Origin of the sequence: Candidatus Jidaibacter acanthamoeba (genome assembly GCF_000815465.1) — a bacterium.
Taxonomy (GTDB): Bacteria; Pseudomonadota; Alphaproteobacteria; order Rickettsiales; family Midichloriaceae; genus Jidaibacter; species Jidaibacter acanthamoebae.
Map to the genome: position 1 here is coordinate 51,332 of NZ_JSWE01000124.1, position 18,247 is coordinate 69,578.

Consider the following 18,247-nt stretch of genomic DNA (forward strand, 5'->3'; position numbering starts at 1 on the left):
ATTAATCGGATAATTACCTATATCTCAATAACCCTTACCAAAATTTTACAAATACATAAACATATGTTAAAAATTATGCAACATTCTTATAATTTAATTATATTTAATATTTCCTAAATAAAAGAATAAGGCTTTGAAACTTAATATAATAAATACAAGGTGAATTATTGTATATAAGGCAAGCTTATTCTTTACCTAGAACATGTCTTTCAATACTTTCAATCATGCTGCCGGCAATATCTTCACCGCTAACGCTTTCAATACCTTCTAAGCCGGGAGAAGAATTAACTTCCAGAACTTTTGGCCCGGTATCAGATCTGATTATATCTACTCCCGCTACTTTAAGACCTAATATTTTTGCAGCAGAGATTGCCATTTTCTTTTCCTCGGGAGTAAGCTTTACGGGAGCAGCTACTCCGCCTAAATGTAAATTTGCTCTAAATTCATCATCGGCTGCTACCCTTTGCATTGCACCGACTACCTTACCGTCAATAACAAAGCATCTGATATCTTTTCCTTTTGCTTCCTTGATATATTCCTGAACCAAAATATTTACTTTTAAACTCTTAAAAGCATTGATGACACTTTCAGCGGCTTTATTAGTTTCAGCAAGAACAACTCCCACCCCTTGGGTTCCCTCTAATAATTTTACGATCAACGGAGCTCCTCCTACCGTCTTTATCAGATGCTTAGTATCTTCAGGTGAGTTTGCAAACCCGGTTATAGGCATATTAATACCTTTATCGGCAAGCATTTGTAAACTTCTTAGCTTGTCTCTGGAGCGAGTTATTGCAACCGCTTCATTTAATGAGAATGCTCCGGATGCTTGAAACTGGCGGGTTACCGCACAACCGTAAAAAGTGGTAGATGGTCTAAGCCTCGGTATTACCGCATCAATACTTTTTAATATCTCACCGCCTCGATAGCATACAGTCGGCTCATTGGCGCTTATATTCATATAACAGTGGCGAACATTTATAAACTTCATATTATGTCCTCTTAGCTCACCTGCTTCCATAATCCTTCGATTAGAATAAAGATCAGGGTCGCTTGCAAGAAGAACTATATTTAAAGAAGCTTTTTTAGACACATGAAGTTTATACAGATTCCTTGCTTCTTTACCGGAAATATCGGAAACTATGAACACAGCATCAGGATCAACTAAAACTTTATTTTGCATAGCTTCTCTACCGAGCAGCATACGATAACCCATAGAATCCCGATTGGTCAAAGTGATTTCAATATCCCAAACTTGATCACCAAGCTTAATAGGCGTAACTACTACTACTCGCTTTTCCACTTCACCGTTAGAACTTCTGACTACTCTTCTATCGACAACGGGAGCTATGCATCTATGAATAATTTTACGGTTATTTTGAATCGGGTGAACATCAAACTTCGCATAAGCTTTGCCTCCCTCATCATAACAATGAATATTAAAAGCATGTAAAGCAGAAGTTTTGGCTCCGGAGTCTACTCTAATCTTTACTGCGGGTAATCCAAGCTCCGGTAAAGAACACCATTCCTCACTTCCAATTATAAACTTTTCGGTCATTTATTCACTAAAATTAAAATCTAATAAGTTATTTCTGATATATATAAAAAATTTATTAAGTAAATATATTTTTAATATATTATTTAAATTGTTTTTATTTTAGCATCAGGTGACCTAATGTAAAGAGGATCAACTTCATTTAATAACTTAGTATTAGAATTTTGCAAATACTTTAATGCTACCATACCAACATTCTTAGCATTTGGAATATTTATCTCCTCGACAAATTTATTACCTATTATTTTAAAACCGTCAGCAAATTCATTTACTTGGCTATACTCAATAAGTTCAATAGTGCTATGCGGAATTCGGTTAATAAATTTTTGTGCATACACTTGGTTTCTTCCCGCGTCCAAAACCGAACAAATTTTTTCATTCTTGCCGAAAGCAATTATCTCTAAGCAATTTATACCGATTACTTTTTTACCGGCTGCAAAAGCGATTGCATTGGCGGTTGCAACCCCTATTCTTATACCAGTAAAGCTCCCCGGGCCATTAGAAACTGCAAGGTAATCAAGCTCCTCGTAAGTAGTATTATTTTCCTCAAGCGCCTGCTCAATCATTAAAATTAACTTTTCCGATTGTTTATGAGCCCTGCTTTCTAAGATATAAGATATAACACTATACCCCTTTAGGAGAGCGACCGAGCACTCTCCTAAACAAGTTTCTATAGCTAATATTAACATATAGACTTAGTTCTTATGTCTTCTAGGGTCACTTTTTAAAGTCATATGGCTTACAACTTCTTTTACGCCTTTAACTTGGCTTGCTAATCTAACAGCTAAATCTAATTCTTGTTTAGTTTTAGCAATACCGATTAAATATACTACCCCGTTATTTACATCAACGGTGTAGTTAATTGAACTTACGCCTTTTTGGAAAAGAAGCTTTGTTCTTACTTTGGTAGCGATCCAAGAGTCATTTGCTCGTGTTTTTATATCTTTGTCACCGACTTCCAGTTCATTAATTACTTCATGCACGCCTTCCGTAGACCAAGCTATTTTTACGGCTCTTATGGCATGTTGATTCTTAGCAACGCTTCCGGTTAAAAGGACTCTGCCCTCTTTAACGGTTACGCTGATTTTAGATAAAAGGTTTGCTACATCTTTTTGAGCAAACTCATTCTTTATTTTTGCCATGATGGTTGCATCATCAATTATATGTCCAAGAGTTCTCTCTTCAGCAATAGAGGCTCCGACTTCACCTGTAGCTACGACTGCTACCGGTGCACAGCTGGTAGAGCTTAAGACTATAATTCCAAGTGATACCATTATACTAAATTTATTCATTGCGACTATCTCCTTTTAATAATATATCTTTTGCTTTATTTAACTTTTGGGCTATGTACTTTGAACCTCCGTGGTCAGGGTGGTTCTTAAGTATAAGCTTTTTGTAAGCTGCTTTTATTTCTTCTTCGGAAGCATTTTTATTTACTCCTAAAATTTCGCATGCTTCATTTTTGCTTACCTCTTGTCTATCACTACTAGCATTATTTTTTTCAGATTGCACTCTAAAATTCTTTATAAAAGGCAGAATAGCTAACAAAAAATTTGCAAAATACATTAATTTCAATTGACTCGCTCTTAAAATAATAAAGAGAACGGCAATCAGGCTTCCGAGGCTAAATAATTTATTGGTTTTTCTAACCCTATTGTTTTTTCTATTTAGAAAGATAAAAGCTAAACATATTAACAAGATTATTAATGCAATATAAAAAATCAAAGAAGTTAACCATATTATATTTTTAGCAGTGTTACCTAAGTTGATAGCTAAATCAACAGAGAATCTAATATTCAATTTTATATATAGTCCTTAACTAAGAAAGCCCCACCTTAATCTTAACGTTCTGTTAACTAAGTTACTATATTCTTTAATTCAGATGAATAAGATTCGAGTATAATGATGAAAAGCATAGAACAAATTTTTCATGAAGCAAAAGTTTCCCCAAGAGAATATGAAGGCATAGAATATCGTAAAGATGATGAATATAATCCGAGCTACCTTCTTTCACATGAGCAAATTCATGCCGCTGCATTATTAAAAATTCAAGAACAGAACGATATAACTCTGAATGATACGGTAAAAAAATATTATGTTGACGGAATTTCCTTAGTTTATGATGAAAGAGGCAAAGAGCCGGATTTGTCCATGGAGACGCTTGAGGTATTTTTCGGCAATACAATAAATAATGCTATCAATGAGGCTAAAAAAGGTATGCCTTCTTTTATCTCTATTGATAACGGAAAGCATTTTGTTTTAGTTGCAATAGTACCTGAGGTAGATAATCCTAATAAACTTTCGGTAGTATATGTAAACTCAATGCCGCAATCATTACCAGAATATGCTGACCACCCTTTTTCACAGACAGGTAAGAAATTTGCTGATTCTCTTCTGAGCTATATTACCGAGAAGCAATATGAATCGGGAATTGAGTTAGGTAATACGCAAGTTATAGATAAATCACAGGAACAACAGCTGGCAAATTGTTGCGGGCTATCCGTAGCATCTAATATTGCAAGTATTGCAACACATCATGCTGATAATAAAAGTTTAGCCAGTTTGAATGATTCGATGTTTAAACCAAAAAATGCTTCTGAAAAAGAAGCATTTTATAAGGCGTTCGGAAATAAACTTTTTACTAAACTTGATGACCCGAAATTAGATTTTAATAGCAATGCTTCAGAAGTTAGAGGGAAGCAGCAAAATAAACATGAAGAAAACCTTACTAATACATTAGAGGAAGTAGGCTCTAAAACAAAAGTAGACATAAAAGATCCTCTACACAAAATTGCTGCTGAATTCGGCAAAGGAGAAGAAGTAGGTATATTTCTTTCACAAGTCCCGATTAAGACAACAATTAATATGGATGTTAAAGAACAGGGAATGCTTGAAAATGCTACAGAGCAAGCAATAAAAGAAAAAAGCTTACATACAGCCTACTCTAAGTTTGAAGACTTATGTCCTGAAAATAGTAAATCTTTAGTATCTCCGATTGTTAAGTATCTAACTCAATTAATTTCTAATGTTAAACATTGGGTAAAAAGTATTGTAAATAGCATTCAAGACAATGGGAGATCGCCCTAGTTTTAAACTAAAGCTTTTAAACCCCTCTATATAACGGGTATAAAAATGACGTTGTTAGTCAGATCAAATGGTATAATACTATCCTTTCACAGCATTAACAAGCTGCAATGGCGTTTTAACCGGAGGTAGGCATTTGCCTTTCGTACAGATATATGCAAGTGGAGAAACTTCATTGCTTTCAATATTCCTTATTTGTTCTATAATAATATTAGCATTTGGGATTCGTGCTGCTTCTAATACGAGTGGATAAGCTGAACCTGCATCACCTGTTATTTTAATATGGATTGCATGCTCAAGTAGTGCTGCTCCTGATAATAATGAGCTTATGGAAAATGCTTCTATATCAGTGCTATATAAGGCACTAATTAAATCTCTTGCTTCGTCATGAAATTTACCTTCCCCTAATAGGTAGTATAATTTTGCTAAGACAATAGTTAATATGCCGTTTCCTGAAGGAGTAACACTATCTTCAATTATTTTTGTTCGGCTGATTAGGTCTTTCTGAGCAGTAGTATCAAAATAAGCTTTGCTTTCTTCGTCATAAAATAATTCTTTTATAGTTTTAACCCATGTTACCGATTGATCAAGATATGCTCTATCTCCGGTTGCACTATACAGCTCTAAAGCAGCAAGGCAAAGATTGGTATAGTCCGCAAGGAAAGCGATATTCATTAACTTCCCTTTACAGTAGCTATGACCAAGCATCATATCACTACTTTGCATATTATCTTTAATAAATGCAAAAGCGGAAACCGCAAGCGCAAGCCATTCCTTTTTATCAAAAACCAGGGCTGCTTTTGTTAAGGAATAAATCATTAAACCATTCCAATCAGCCAGCACTTTATCATCGCTGGAAGGTCTTATCCTCTTTTCTCTTGTTTTAAAAAGCTTTGTCTTGCAGGAAATAAGTAATTCAGTTGGGATGGAAATATCATGATTTTGATGATTCCTATATAAAATATTTGTGCCTTCTTCCCAATTTCCATCCTCCTTAATACCATATGCTTTTTTAAATATGGCACTATCCTCACCTAATATTTCATCAATTTCTTTTGCTTTCCATACATAAAACTTACCTTCCACTCCTTCACTTTCAGCGTTTTGGCTTGAAATAAATGCTCGATTGCCTTGGCTATCAGGAACGGATAGCATTTCTCTTTTGAGCCATTTAACTGTTTCTTCTATGCGTGCTTCATATAATTTATTTTTCGATTCCTGCCATACTTCAATTAATAAGCTAATAATAAGTGCATTATCGTATAACATCTTCTCAAAATGAGGGGCAAACCACTTGCTATCTGTGCTGTATCTAGCCCATCCGCCGCCGAGGTGATCATAAATACCGCCTTCGCATAGATGAAATGCCGTATTTTTAACAACTTGCTTCATATCATCCCGATTTTTTCTCATCCCGACGCGCCATAAATATTGCCACATTAATGTCTGAGGGAACTTAGGCGCTTTTTTTATACCGCCGTATTCCAGATCTGATATTCCCATTAATTTCTCTGCCGACATATCAATATCTTTGAGTGAAATATTCGCTGCCTGTGCAAGACCAGGCTTTCTTGAGATATCTGCATTTAGAGCGTTAGTTACGGTTGTTGCTATATCGGAAAGACCTCTGTTATTTTCTTCCCAAGCTTGACGGATATGGTTTAGCACATCTTTAAAACCGGGTAGGCCATAACGCCGCTCTTTGGGGAAATATGTACCTCCATAGAAAGGTTGCCCATTGGGAAATAAAAACATAGTAAGTGGCCATCCGCCGTGCTGCCCCATTAAATTTACTGCTTGCATATAAGTATGATCGATATCAGGGCGTTCTTCTCTATCAACCTTAATGTTAATAAACCAATTGTTCATCAGTCGGGCGGTTTCCTTATCCTCAAAACTTTCTCTTGCCATTACATGGCACCAATGACAGGCGGAATAGCCGACCGATAAAAGTATAGGTTTATTTTGTTGTTTAGCTAGATCTAAGGCTTCATCACACCAAGGCCACCAATTGACATAGTTATGTTTATGTTCTAAAAGATAAGGACTGGTTTCTTGCGCTAAACGGTTGCGGTTTTCGGATTCATTCATATAATTCAGTCCTCAAATAAATAAAAATAAACCAGCAAAGCTATTGCTATTGCTCCTAAGATAATATGGGTAATAATTAAAATTTTTGATCTGTTTAACCCTAAAAAGTCTTTATAGGTAACGATCATTCCTCCTATTGAGGTAATTACCAATATCGCGATAACAATTAAATAACTAAAGTGTTGATAAGTATATATTCCTAAAACCGCAATTCCTATTATTGAGAGTAGCCCGTGAAGTAAAACATAAGCTTTGGGGGTTTCTTTATCTTTATAGATATATGCGGTAATTACTAAACCTAAAATTGTTGCGGTAAGTAAAATAAATATTGTTGATATAAGCATTTTTTTTCACCTCTTTTAAGATATTATATTTGTTACTTCTAAACAAGGTGTGTTCTCGTATATATCCCATCCCATACTGCTAATAAGTTGAGATATTTCAAAGGATTAAACCTAGCTTGATTATCCAGCTTAGCAGAGGTAATACCCGTAATGCCGACTCCGATAATAAGCGTACCGACAATTATATCAGTATCAAAAGTGTTAAATTGAGTATTAACATTAGAATTAAAATCCCAAAGAGAGCTTTTGCTCATTATATTCCTCTCCATTATAATTTTCTCTATTAAGAAAATATTTCATTTTTTATTGTAAGCACTAAAATTACCTTTAATTTATGTTTTAATCTAACGTGAAATTAATATTATTTTAACTTTATTAAATATCTGACAATTTTTAAATTATACGATAAGGTATTGATCTATGTAGTTTAAAATTTCTCCCTCAATATCTTTCTCTGCCTCAGATAATTCATGTCCCGTATTTTTAAATAGTCTTAGTTTTTTTGGCTCATGAGCTAAAGTATAAGCATAAATTGAACAATTTTCAGGTAATATGGTATCTAAGGTTCCATGAATAAAAAGCGATGCAACGCCGGATTTAATATTAGAAATAACATCTGCGCCGTAGCTTTGTGTTGCAAGAGTAATTATGACTTTTACATGGGGCGAATTTGCTGCTGCTCTTATGATTACCGCGCCACCGAATGAGTGACCAACTAATGCAATATTACTAATTTTTTCTTGTTTAAGAAAAGATATACCTGCTTCCACATCTTTGACTGAGCTATCTAAAGAGTGAGTATCACAGAACTTTATTCGTAGTGCCGAGATAGCTTTAGAATTAAGGATGCTACATAGCCTTGGATAAAGCCCGCCACTGCACGGACTATCAAACCCACCTCCTATGCCGCCGACAAGAATAATACTGCAAGTTGCATTATCAGCCTTGTAATATTGCATTTCAACATTACCTCTTTCGGTGCTGACCGATAAGGATTGATAGCTACTCATTAAGATTCCTCTAATAAAGTAATTTTATTTTGCTTCATCTTTCATAGTATCTTTTTCCTGCTGAAATCTTTTGTGCATTTCTTGCGCTTCGGCTTGAGAAATATGATTCTTAGCTAGTATAAACATCTCCTTTTCTTCTTTCTCAATATGTTCAATAATACTTCTTCTTAATAAAGAAAATATTGTGTTTCGGTCATCTTTGTTTATGGCACTATTTATATATATAATAAAATACTTTTTCTTCAGCCTGATTATGCAATAACATTTCATTTTGCAGCTTATGCCAATGTTTTCAAATCTGAAGAACTTTTCTCTAACTGTGCTAAGAAGTCTCTGATTTCAGTGTGATCTTCTTGTAATGATGCATATATACCCGTCATAATATATTTCCAAATTTAGGTTTTGAGTCTGGCTGCTTATACTTAGCTATTTAAATTATATAACTGCACTATATTTAATCCTGACTTCTTTTCTTACCACCGACTTCTCCTCCTGCACCCGCAGGGAAAGGTGCCGTAGTATCAATACCGTTTAGCGGGTCTTCTTGGCCTCCCGCAGGTATTTGGTCATCTTCATTAGTATCTAGAAGTTGTGAGGAAAGCTGCATATCTTTATAAATGTCCATCTCTTTATTTTTCGCAAATTCCTGATAGAAAACTTTTCTTGGTTTTATGTTATTTTTTTTATCATTATTATGTTGGGTTTTGATTTTTTGATTACCGTTATTGGTGCTCATAACAAACCTTTCAATTAATTATTTGGAATACTTAATATAAACATAAACTCTTATAATCAGATTAGATAAGTGAAATTATTACCCATTTTTACTTTTTGCATATTAACAAATATTTGATACAAAATTACAAAATATAAGCTATATTTACCATGCATGGTAATAAATATTGCGCTTATATTCAAAATTAGATATTATTTATGTATAACCTTTAATCACAAAATGAAGTTATATGAAAAGAAAATATATAGTTATAATTGCAAGCATCACATTAATTTATACAGTCTTTTGGGGAGTGTGCGCAAATAATTTTAAGCACCATTTAGAAAGTGAATTAAAAAAGAATGATATTACATATGAATCGATTTCAATTACCGGTACGCCTATTTCCATCGGATCTAAAGTACATAAGCCAAGCATTGAAATTAATAAAAATCTTAGCTTGAAAAGTAATGATATAGCGACTGTTAAAGCCGATTTATTCGGGCAAAAATATACATTATTACTGCCTAAGCTAGTAGAGATTATTCATATCAAAAATGAAGAAATATCCAATAATTTAATCGACTTTAAAAATGCCGAGTTTACTATCGGGTTTAAAAATAAACCGATTAAAAATTATAAGGTAGATTACTTTGAACAATTTGAATTACCGGCAAGCAAAGAGTTTGAAGCGCTTAAACTAGTAGCTTTTAAAGCCGATGAGGTTGCGGTTTTTAATAATGAAAACAAACTACTACTGAAAAACCACGGGTTTTCTTTTAAAACTGATTTTGAAAAAATAAAGCTTCCTGTAATTAAAGCGGATACCGAGCTTACTTATAATGGCATAAAATATGAAGATGAATTTTTTTCTGTTGAAAATGATCCTAATATAAAAGATTTTTCTCAAATGGTTAAATTTATCTTAACCAGTAATTTATATGATAATTTAAAGTATAAACTCAACTTTAAAACTAATATTCTTCATGATGACAATATAGGTAAATATAAATATGGCTTTGATATTATAAGCAATACGAATATAAAAGATATAGCAAATAGTCAACAAACTTCTACTGTAAACATTAATGCTGAAAAAAACAAAGTAATAAATATCACTACTAACTATCACTTAACTTCTAACTATACTCCTAAATGGTTTGATGCATCTTTAGAATATAACAAGAAAATATATGATATAAATCCATATATAAAATCAATAAATATTAAGGATATTCACAATATAATTCCTAAGATGCATGAATTTAAATATATTAATTTTGATTTAAATACAGAGTTTAGTTTCTTATTGAATTCTACCGATCTTGCCCCTACGGTTAAAATAAATAAACTTGGTTTTGAGACAGAGCAGTATGCAGCTTATGTAGAAGGGATAATAGCCGAAGCAACCGATAAACCGGTGGAGATGTTTTTATATATAAATAATTATAATCAACTTTTTAATGATTATATTAATTACGGAAATAAAATATTGGAAGCTATGCAAGTTAAGGATATTGACATAGATTCGAGGAAAGCCATAGTTATAGATACTTTAATAGGCATAGCCGAAGAAAAAGACAATAGCAAAATGAAAATTAGAGTTTCTTATGATAAAACTAATAATGAATTACTTATAGGGGGAAAAAATTTGTTTGAAATAGTTATGCTATTTGAGCCATGGAATAAGGACTTACCTTTATTATTTTGAATAATTATTCCAATTACAAAATGGAGCCTTAAGTTAAAATTCTGGGCTCATTTTTTTATTAATATTCTTAAGTACCTTAAGCATGCTTATAAACAAATAAAAAAAGTAACTCTCTATCATATTAACAACATATTAAGAATTTTACATTAAACCTTATTTTATGTTTGCTTTTTAAAGTTTTTTTAATTAGCTTAAATATTAGCTATTTCAGCATGTAGCTTTTTAGCATTTAGTTGTATTTTGCAAAAAATATTTCAACCTTTTTAATTTTTTTTAAATAAGGGAGGTCTAAATGGCACACATTTCTTTAATCGATAAAACAATGCATAAAACTTATTCATGGCTCTATGAGATTGAAGAACACATGGGCTGGGATGAAGGTAATGAAGGAAGAGCATTATCATTACTCAAATCCACACTCCATAGACTAAGAGATAATTTACTTATAAATGATTTAGCACATTTCGCCGCTCAGCTTCCCGTCTTAGTCAGAGGATTGTTATTTGAAGCCTGGAACCCTGATCATACTCCTGTCAAAGATAGAAAGCACGGAGAATTTTTGGCAGCTGTATTACACGGGTTACCGGAAACACATAAAAATATCGACATTGAAGAAGGAGTAAAAGCCATTTTCAAAACATTATATTATAAAATTGATCCTTTTGAGGTTGAAAAGTTAAAAAAAGTGCTCCCTGACAGTATCAAGGTCTTGTTTCCTTGAGACGCATGGTAAGAGCAAATTATTATAAGAATTAAAAAACTAATATTGAGGAAACTATGATTACAACAACTGATAAGGGATATAAACAAGATTTAAACAAAGATTTAACAAATGGTGAATTCGAAGCCGTAAAAAATGATAGTCATAGCGAAGATGAAATGTCTGAACATTTAAATAATATTGACGGCGGTTCTATACAAATTAATGAGCCGATCAATGATAACTTTCCCGGAGAATTAGACAACGGTTTTGCGACAACTAATGATAATAGCAGATCACCATATTATAGCCTTGGCGACGGGGGAGATTAATCGTTACCTAACTTAACCTTCATAATAAAAATATCTCATTTAATTAATTCGCGTCGTAAAAGTTTTAAAGGCGCGTTTTATAATTTCATCTTACCTTGCTTCTTAAGAACATATCCGTATTTAACAAGTTTATTTACTATGTTCATTATTACAACTTTTCAGCTAGCCGATAATATAAATTCAAATATATTAACTTTCTGTAAATATGATTAAAAATGAAATCCATAACCTTGCGAGAGGAATCATAGTTCAAGATAATCATATATTACTGGTTTCTCATCCTGAATATTGGGACGGAAATACATTTTATCTTCCGGGTGGTCATATAGAACATAGAGAAACTGCCGTTTCGGCATTAATAAGGGAATTACGTGAAGAAGTAGGGTATGAATTTGGAGTGGGGAGGTTTTTAGGTTGTCTGGAGCATATTTTTAACCCTACTATTGATATTACTGTTTGCCATTCACATGAATTTTATTTTCTCTTTTTAGCGCACTCGAGAAATATCCTGGATATTTCTCCTATTATTCAACAAGAAGCAAAAGTTAAATTAACTTGGGTCAATATGGATAATTTAAATAAAATTAACCTTCTTCCCAATCCTTTAATTAAGCTTATCCCTATATGGCTTAAATTAAATTTTAAAAACTCTTTCGTCGGTTGTTAATAATATTGCTATAATGTTAAAATTAAGTATAACATAATGATATTACTAATTTATATCGTGTAGCCACTATGACAGGGATACTAAGTAGAAGTCGAGAGGGAAATAGAGGGAACAATGCAAATTGTAATATAAATAAGATGATAGGAGAAGAGAGCAAGGAAGAATTATTAGGACTGACAAAGATTTATAATGCTCAAAATTTATCAAAAATCATAGATAAAAAACAAAGTTTTATAAATTATAAATTTATTGAAGAAGTAGCTTTGTCTATATGTTTATATTCACCGTTAATTGCAATCCCCTTTGCTTATCTTCCAATTACTTTTAATAATGTTACTTTAGTTTGTCTTTCAGCAATAGCATTAGCTGCTAATACTGTAATGGGCATAAATTTACTAAAAAAATATTTTTTACCGGCAAAGAGCTTTGTAGCCGAAATATCTGAAGAGAATAATAGTAGAGGCTTTCAAAAATTACTAAATCTCAGTAGTGATGAAAATGATTATACAGATGAAGAACCAACAACGCCTAGAATTTATGATATTAACGAAGAAAACCCAAACTCTAAAAGAGAAAATATCATATCAAGCCTTCGAAGAAACAGTAGTTTTAGTGAAACAGTTATTCACAGGAGCCTTGAAAAACGGTTAGTTTTTGAACTTTAATTTAGTTATGGAAAATCTTTCCTTCTAAAGGTCTATTTTCCTTGCTTATAATAAATAAACTAATATATTGATAATAAAAAAACTTATCAAATTATGAGTATTTTAATTTCCACCGAACTTAAGAGTATAGTTAAGGATTGGATCAGTTATCTTTCTAATATAAAGAAGTATTCTAAGCACACGTGTAATGCATATGTTACGGATCTCTTTTACTTTATTTCATTTATTTCAAGCTATAACGGCGGGGAACAAGTAGATTTAAAGCTAATTTCAGCCCTTGAAGTACAAGATTTTCGTGCATGGCTTGCCGGCAGAAAAAATAAAGATTTAAAAGCTACCTCAAATGCTCGCGCACTCTCAACCTTAAGAGCATTTTATAAATATTTAAGTAACCAAAAAATTATTGATAATAAAAATATATTTAATATAAAAATTAACAAGGTGAATAAGCCGCTTCCTAAAGCCCTACTCCCTAAATCCGCCGTTGAAGCAACTAAAATAATTGAAATTTTAGCCAAAAAAGATTGGGTAGGAGCAAGAGATACTGCTATTTTACTTCTCTTATATGGCGCCGGGCTTAGAATCAGCGAAGTATTATCACTCAAGCTTTGTAATATACCTAAAAATTCAAATGAAATGCTTTTTATTAAAGGTAAAGGTAAAAAAGAACGGCTTGTCCCCCTACTCCCTAAAATTTTAGATGCAATAAACCATTATATAAAACATTGCCCGTATGACACATCGGAAAATGAGATTTTCAGAGGGGCAAACGGTGGGGTATTAAACCCTGATGTCTTCAGAGAAACAATCAGAAGCTTAAAAAACACCTTAGGTCTACCACACTATACCAGCCCACATGCATTCAGGCATAGTTTTGCCACACATTTACTGGGGAGCGGCGGCGACTTAAGAACAATCCAGGAACTGCTCGGCCATCAAAGTTTATCAACTACCCAAAGATATACTAAAGTTGATGCTGAAAATATGATAAACGCCTATAAAATGTTCCATCCCAGAAGTAAAGAAGTCAAGGGCAGTTAGCCCTTTTTTCTATAACTCGTCGGTGTGTTGAGAAGATGTTGCATTAAATAACTCGTTTATTATTTCTTCCCCATTAGTTTGTAATTTTGCTTCTTCTACAAGATTTTGAACTAAATTATGCTGCTCAAGATCTGAAGCACTACTAAATATTTTATTAAAAAGCTCTTTATCATTATTATTTTTTTCTAACATTACATCTATAGCTTTTTCAATTTTAGGATAATATTCTTCATTTAAGCATCCATTATTTTTAAAATATTTATTATAAGCATTTATTTTATTATCTTCTGAATCTGCTTTTAGACATACACTACTGAAAATATTATAAATATAAGGCACCTCTTTACCTTCATCAATTTTCTCAAAAAAGGTATCTAAAATCTTCTCAATTTTAGAGTAGTATATTTTATCAAAGTATCCTTCTTTTTTAAAATTTTCCCCACATAATTGCAGTGTATCAAACTCAAATCTTTCTTCTGTAAAAGCTGATTCTATACACATACCTTTTAAAATATCATAATAATTAATTTTATTTGAAACTTCTTTACATGTATCAACTTTTTCTTGTAGAGAAATTTTATATTTATACACAGAAGTTTTTTCCTCAGCTATATTTTGAAAGTAGGTAATAAAAGCTTCCTCTTCAATTTTACCAAAATTTTTACTTTGAGGTCTACAACTTATACTAATTTTTTCTTTAATAAGATTTATATCTTTCAATGTTAAAAAATTAATATCATTCTTGAGTAGTGGAAATGGTTGTTTAAGAGGATCATATTCCCCTAAATTTATGAGTAAGGCTTTAAATATAATATTGCCATATTTGTATATATTAGCATCTGACTCTGGATTTGTAGCAGCTACATTACAATTAAAATTATTTACCTTTTGAGAAAATTCATCATATAACATATCGATATTCTCAATTACCCTATCTAAACTTTTTTTGCAATTTAATATATCAATTTTGCTTATTAAACTTTCTTTTTTCATATACTTTACCATTAATATTTAGAAATTATAAATATATTAGTGCATGACAATGTTGACAATGTATAAAAATTTCATTTCAGTCAATTAGAAGCATATTAATAATCTGGTAATAACCGATAAGCAAATTTTTAATTATTAGAATATATAATTAACTACTTCTTACCAAACTTCTTCCCTCTCAGGCGCATTACATAGGTAATTACTTCCGCTACCGCCTTATAATGCTCAAACGGAACATACTGATCAATCTCGGTGGAGCTATAAAGTGCTCGAGCGAGTGGAGCATCTTCAATGACGGGAATCATATTTTCAATAGCAACTTCCTTAATTCTAAGTGCAATATTATCCTGCCCCTTAGCAATAACCTGTGGTGCCGGCATGTTATCCTGATCATATTTTAAAGCGACCGCAAAGTGGGTCGGGTTGGTGATTATCACATCAGCGCTCGGCACCGAGGCCATCATACGTTTCTGCGCCCTTTCCATTCTAATTGACTTCAACTTGGATTTAATTTCAGGGCTTCCTTCAGTTTGCTTATACTCCTCTTTTATCTCCTCTTTAGTCATCCTTAAGTTTTTATAAAACTCGTACCTTTGATAAAAATAATCGATGGCCGCAATTGCTCCCATTACAATGCAAACCGCTATCATCATTTTAGTTATAAACTTTAAAGTGAGTGCTAAAAACCCGTAAAAGCTTAAAGTATGAATCATAGGCAGAACCTTGAGCTCTGAAGAGATTGCCAGGTATATTGCCATTGAAATCGCGATCATTTTAAAGATCCCTTTAATAAGCTCAACAACCGACTTCATTGAAAAGATTCTTCCGAAACCCTTCATCGGGGAAATTTTACTTAGGTCAAACTTAAGCACCTCAGCAGACAACACAAAACCATGCTGTGCGAAATTACTGAATATAATTGTAATTACCGCAATTACTAAAGGGATAGATAATATAAAAAGAAAATCAAAGATCAACCTCTTAACAAGATGCATTATGCTTATCCAGTTATCACCTATAACCAGCTGATGAGCCGAATAAATATAAAAAGAAATTTTATTTTGAATCATTTTTAAGAGATAGGGGTAAACCCAACTTAGCAAAATGGTAAATGCAAGCAGAGTAATAAAATTATTTACTTCTTTAGAAGTGATCACCTGCCCTTTTTTAAATGCTTCATCTATCCGCCGCTGGGTAGGTTCTTCAGTTTTTTGATCCGTATCTTTATCATCCGACATATTTTAACTACCGTAAATTTGTGACAATTGCTCTTGGTAATAATCTACAAACCACATACTTAGGCTTGATAGTATAAATATAAATACCAAAACGTTTATTATAATTTGTATAGGGAAAATCAATGAAAATACTTGGAGTTGCGGTATCAGCTTTGCTAATATCCCCACCCCTAAAAAGAGCATCAAACTTACTACCAGAAAGGGTAATGACATTTTAACCCCTGTTATAAAAGCACTTGATGCGCTCCTGATAATCAGCTCGGAAAAACTCTCAAAATGTTGGGCGAATCCACCGATCGGTAAGTGTTTATAAGTATCGGCAAGGCCGGAAATTATTACTAAATGCAAATCAAGACTTAAAATAAGCATTATAGCAAGTATTGTAAAAAAATTACCGAATAAGCTACCTTGGGTAGCTTGAGCAGGATCAAAAAGCATGGCGGAAGCCAAGCCGGATTGGGTTGCCATCACTAACCCGAATACATGCACAGCACTAATAATAAATTTAGTTGTAAGCCCGATCATTATCCCGATACTTATTTCCCCGAACAGTAACGCTGCTATTGAAATTACCGAATCAGGGAATAAAATATTATTTGGCATTGACGAAAAAATTAGTAGACTTACAGCTCCGGCAAAGATTACTTTTACCATGGTAGGAACACTTGTTTCACCGATAGCCGGAATGAACATAAATGCTGACCCCACCCTACTGAAGACAAGAAAAACCGAAAACAACCCTGAATTGGAAAATTCAACTAATGTCATATAAAAAATTAAAATTTAACTCAATGATAACAAATAACAAATTGCATTTATTTGCAATATTAAGTTAACATAAACATTAAATAATATTAGCAGTTAAAAAAGTCTATATGTTATATTTAGTAAGAAAGCCAGAAGAATCCATTATTATAAATAATAATATTGAGATTAAAGTTATTGAAATAACAAGGAAACATGTAAAATTAGGGCTTAGTTTTCCAAATTCTTGTTCGGTTTTAAGAAAAGAAGTATATGATAGAATGCAAAAAGAGAACTTGGAAGCTCTTGTCGCTTTCGATGTTGAGCAAGATGACAGTAATGATGATAAAGTAAAATAACTATGAAAGAAAAATTAAAAGAAATATTACTAAGTAAAAAATTTCAGGTTGCAGCCGTAATAACTTTAGCAATTGTATTAACTGCCGTAATTACCTATCTCATCAGTTATACTTCACTTACCCGACATGCAAAAGATGTGGTTTTAGTTGAAACTAAGTATGAGTTCCCACTGCTCGTAAACAGTCATGATGAATATCAGGGCAAAGCTCTTATTGAGCACGGCACATACAAAGAACATTTGACGCCTATTATTAAGAAGATAGTTAAAAATGACGGCACATGTATTGATATAGGTGCAGGCTACGGGTATCATACCGTTTTAATGTCTAAACTTGCAGCAGATGGAGAAGTTTATAGCTTTGAAGCTATTCCTAATGTGTATAAACTGCTTCGTTATTCGGTTAATATGAATGAAATAAAAAACACTAAAGTATTTAATAATTTACTTTCTTCGGAAAATACTAAAAGTTTCTTAGAAACTTATCCGGAATACCCTACGCTTTCTTCAACCATAGTAAGCTCTAAAGCAACCCATATTAAAAAAGATCATTATATTGAAAAGAATGCAGAAGCACTTGATTATTTACTTCCTGATTTAAGTGATGTTTCCTTAATTAAAATAGATACCAACGGAAGCGAACTTGCAATCATTAAAGGAGCTAAAGGAATTATAAGCAGATCTCCTAAATTAAATATTATATTACGTTGGAACTATAAAAAGTTTGCCTATTATGGAGATATTTACCCAAGATTAATTGATAATTTTGTTAATGCAAAATTTGAATTCTGGATAATTAACCAAGATGGAAGCATGAAGTTGATTACTAAAGACCAATTGCTTATCTTAGAAAATGCCGATGTATTAATCACTAAAGACTATATCGGTTAAGAAGATTTAGATAAAACAAGAAAAATAACTACAAAGTTATATTTAACTTTTTATGGTATTTTATTGAATTATAAGTTAAATTAAAAAGAATATGAGCTTTTATATTTTGAG

22 protein-coding genes are annotated in these 18,247 nt (G+C 32.5%); 9 read left to right on the forward strand and 13 right to left on the reverse strand.

Features of this window, described 5'->3' with window-relative positions:
- Positions 1-184: 184 nt before the first annotated feature.
- From rimK to NF27_RS13020, 4 genes are all read right to left on the reverse strand, one after another.
- Positions 185-1,555 carry a 30S ribosomal protein S6--L-glutamate ligase gene (rimK, locus tag NF27_RS05785; RefSeq protein WP_039456940.1) on the reverse strand — a complete coding sequence of 457 codons (1,371 nt, stop codon included), beginning with the start codon at positions 1,553-1,555 and terminating at the stop codon, positions 185-187.
- Positions 1,556-1,638: 83 nt separating this feature from the next.
- Positions 1,639-2,241, reverse strand: a complete 603-nt coding sequence (gene tsaB / locus NF27_RS11225) for a tRNA (adenosine(37)-N6)-threonylcarbamoyltransferase complex dimerization subunit type 1 TsaB (RefSeq protein ID WP_053332624.1) — start codon at positions 2,239-2,241, stop codon at positions 1,639-1,641.
- 6 nt (positions 2,242-2,247) lie between these two features.
- A complete protein-coding gene (locus NF27_RS05795; protein ID WP_039456942.1) occupies positions 2,248-2,844 on the reverse strand; it encodes a BON domain-containing protein in 597 nt (198 codons plus the stop codon).
- Positions 2,837-3,064, reverse strand: a complete 228-nt coding sequence (locus NF27_RS13020) for a DnaJ domain-containing protein (RefSeq protein WP_239647824.1) — start codon at positions 3,062-3,064, stop codon at positions 2,837-2,839. The genes NF27_RS05795 and NF27_RS13020 overlap by 8 nt, the downstream gene beginning before the upstream one ends.
- 393 nt (positions 3,065-3,457) lie before the next feature.
- Between NF27_RS13020 and NF27_RS05805 the strand changes: the two genes are divergently transcribed.
- The gene (locus tag NF27_RS05805; RefSeq protein ID WP_152606855.1) at positions 3,458-4,639 is read left to right on the forward strand and encodes a hypothetical protein; all 1,182 of its coding nucleotides are present in this window, start codon (positions 3,458-3,460) and stop codon (positions 4,637-4,639) included.
- 78 nt (positions 4,640-4,717) lie between these two features.
- Here NF27_RS05805 and NF27_RS05810 read toward each other — a convergent pair whose 3' ends face one another.
- From NF27_RS05810 to NF27_RS05835, 6 genes are all read right to left on the reverse strand, one after another.
- Positions 4,718-6,727, reverse strand: coding sequence for a thioredoxin domain-containing protein (locus NF27_RS05810; RefSeq protein WP_039456948.1), 2,010 nt, complete (start codon positions 6,725-6,727; stop codon positions 4,718-4,720).
- Positions 6,728-6,732: 5 nt separating this feature from the next.
- A complete protein-coding gene (locus NF27_RS05815; RefSeq protein ID WP_039456950.1) occupies positions 6,733-7,071 on the reverse strand; it encodes a hypothetical protein in 339 nt (112 codons plus the stop codon).
- Positions 7,072-7,109: 38 nt separating this feature from the next.
- A complete protein-coding gene (locus tag NF27_RS05820) occupies positions 7,110-7,325 on the reverse strand; it encodes a hypothetical protein (protein ID WP_039456952.1) in 216 nt (71 codons plus the stop codon).
- 144 nt (positions 7,326-7,469) lie between these two features.
- Positions 7,470-8,081, reverse strand: a complete 612-nt coding sequence (locus NF27_RS05825; RefSeq protein WP_053332625.1) for an alpha/beta hydrolase family protein — start codon at positions 8,079-8,081, stop codon at positions 7,470-7,472.
- A gap of 24 nt (positions 8,082-8,105) precedes the next feature.
- A complete protein-coding gene (locus tag NF27_RS05830; protein WP_039456958.1) occupies positions 8,106-8,351 on the reverse strand; it encodes a hypothetical protein in 246 nt (81 codons plus the stop codon).
- A 184-nt stretch (positions 8,352-8,535) separates the two neighbouring features.
- Positions 8,536-8,817: a hypothetical protein gene (locus NF27_RS05835; RefSeq protein WP_039456960.1), complete on the reverse strand. Its 282-nt coding sequence runs from the start codon at positions 8,815-8,817 to the stop codon at positions 8,536-8,538.
- A 229-nt stretch (positions 8,818-9,046) separates the two neighbouring features.
- On the opposite strand from NF27_RS05835, the gene NF27_RS05840 reads away from it, so the two are divergent.
- The 6 genes from NF27_RS05840 (at position 9,047) to NF27_RS05865 (ending at position 13,912) form a co-directional block, all read left to right on the forward strand.
- On the forward strand, positions 9,047-10,507 hold the full coding sequence (locus NF27_RS05840; protein ID WP_039456963.1) for a hypothetical protein: 1,461 nt from the start codon (positions 9,047-9,049) through the stop codon (positions 10,505-10,507).
- A gap of 292 nt (positions 10,508-10,799) precedes the next feature.
- On the forward strand, positions 10,800-11,228 hold the full coding sequence (locus tag NF27_RS05845) for a DUF2267 domain-containing protein (protein ID WP_039456966.1): 429 nt from the start codon (positions 10,800-10,802) through the stop codon (positions 11,226-11,228).
- A gap of 56 nt (positions 11,229-11,284) precedes the next feature.
- Positions 11,285-11,539 (forward strand): hypothetical protein, encoded by a 255-nt coding sequence (locus NF27_RS05850; protein ID WP_039456969.1) that lies wholly within the window; start codon positions 11,285-11,287, stop codon positions 11,537-11,539.
- A gap of 205 nt (positions 11,540-11,744) precedes the next feature.
- Complete coding sequence (locus tag NF27_RS05855) at positions 11,745-12,206, forward strand: NUDIX domain-containing protein (protein ID WP_053332626.1); 462 nt, start codon at positions 11,745-11,747, stop codon at positions 12,204-12,206.
- A 68-nt stretch (positions 12,207-12,274) separates the two neighbouring features.
- Positions 12,275-12,871 carry a hypothetical protein gene (locus NF27_RS05860; protein ID WP_152606856.1) on the forward strand — a complete coding sequence of 199 codons (597 nt, stop codon included), beginning with the start codon at positions 12,275-12,277 and terminating at the stop codon, positions 12,869-12,871.
- Positions 12,872-12,964: 93 nt separating this feature from the next.
- Complete coding sequence (locus NF27_RS05865) at positions 12,965-13,912, forward strand: tyrosine recombinase XerC (protein WP_039456973.1); 948 nt, start codon at positions 12,965-12,967, stop codon at positions 13,910-13,912.
- Between the two features lie 9 nt (positions 13,913-13,921).
- Here NF27_RS05865 and NF27_RS05870 read toward each other — a convergent pair whose 3' ends face one another.
- From NF27_RS05870 to fliR, 3 genes are all read right to left on the reverse strand, one after another.
- Positions 13,922-14,905, reverse strand: a complete 984-nt coding sequence (locus NF27_RS05870) for a hypothetical protein (RefSeq protein ID WP_039456976.1) — start codon at positions 14,903-14,905, stop codon at positions 13,922-13,924.
- 152 nt (positions 14,906-15,057) lie between these two features.
- Positions 15,058-16,143 (reverse strand): flagellar biosynthesis protein FlhB, encoded by a 1,086-nt coding sequence (gene flhB, locus NF27_RS05875; RefSeq protein WP_039456978.1) that lies wholly within the window; start codon positions 16,141-16,143, stop codon positions 15,058-15,060.
- Positions 16,144-16,146: 3 nt separating this feature from the next.
- Positions 16,147-16,911: a flagellar biosynthetic protein FliR gene (fliR, locus tag NF27_RS11840; RefSeq protein WP_084212830.1), complete on the reverse strand. Its 765-nt coding sequence runs from the start codon at positions 16,909-16,911 to the stop codon at positions 16,147-16,149.
- Positions 16,912-17,018: 107 nt separating this feature from the next.
- Here fliR and NF27_RS05890 point away from each other — a divergent pair, with 107 nt between their 5' ends.
- Both NF27_RS05890 and NF27_RS05895 read left to right on the forward strand, forming a co-directional pair.
- Positions 17,019-17,246 (forward strand): carbon storage regulator, encoded by a 228-nt coding sequence (locus NF27_RS05890; RefSeq protein WP_039456985.1) that lies wholly within the window; start codon positions 17,019-17,021, stop codon positions 17,244-17,246.
- 2 nt (positions 17,247-17,248) lie between these two features.
- Positions 17,249-18,136 carry an FkbM family methyltransferase gene (locus NF27_RS05895; RefSeq protein ID WP_039456988.1) on the forward strand — a complete coding sequence of 296 codons (888 nt, stop codon included), beginning with the start codon at positions 17,249-17,251 and terminating at the stop codon, positions 18,134-18,136.
- Positions 18,137-18,247 lie beyond the last annotated feature (111 nt).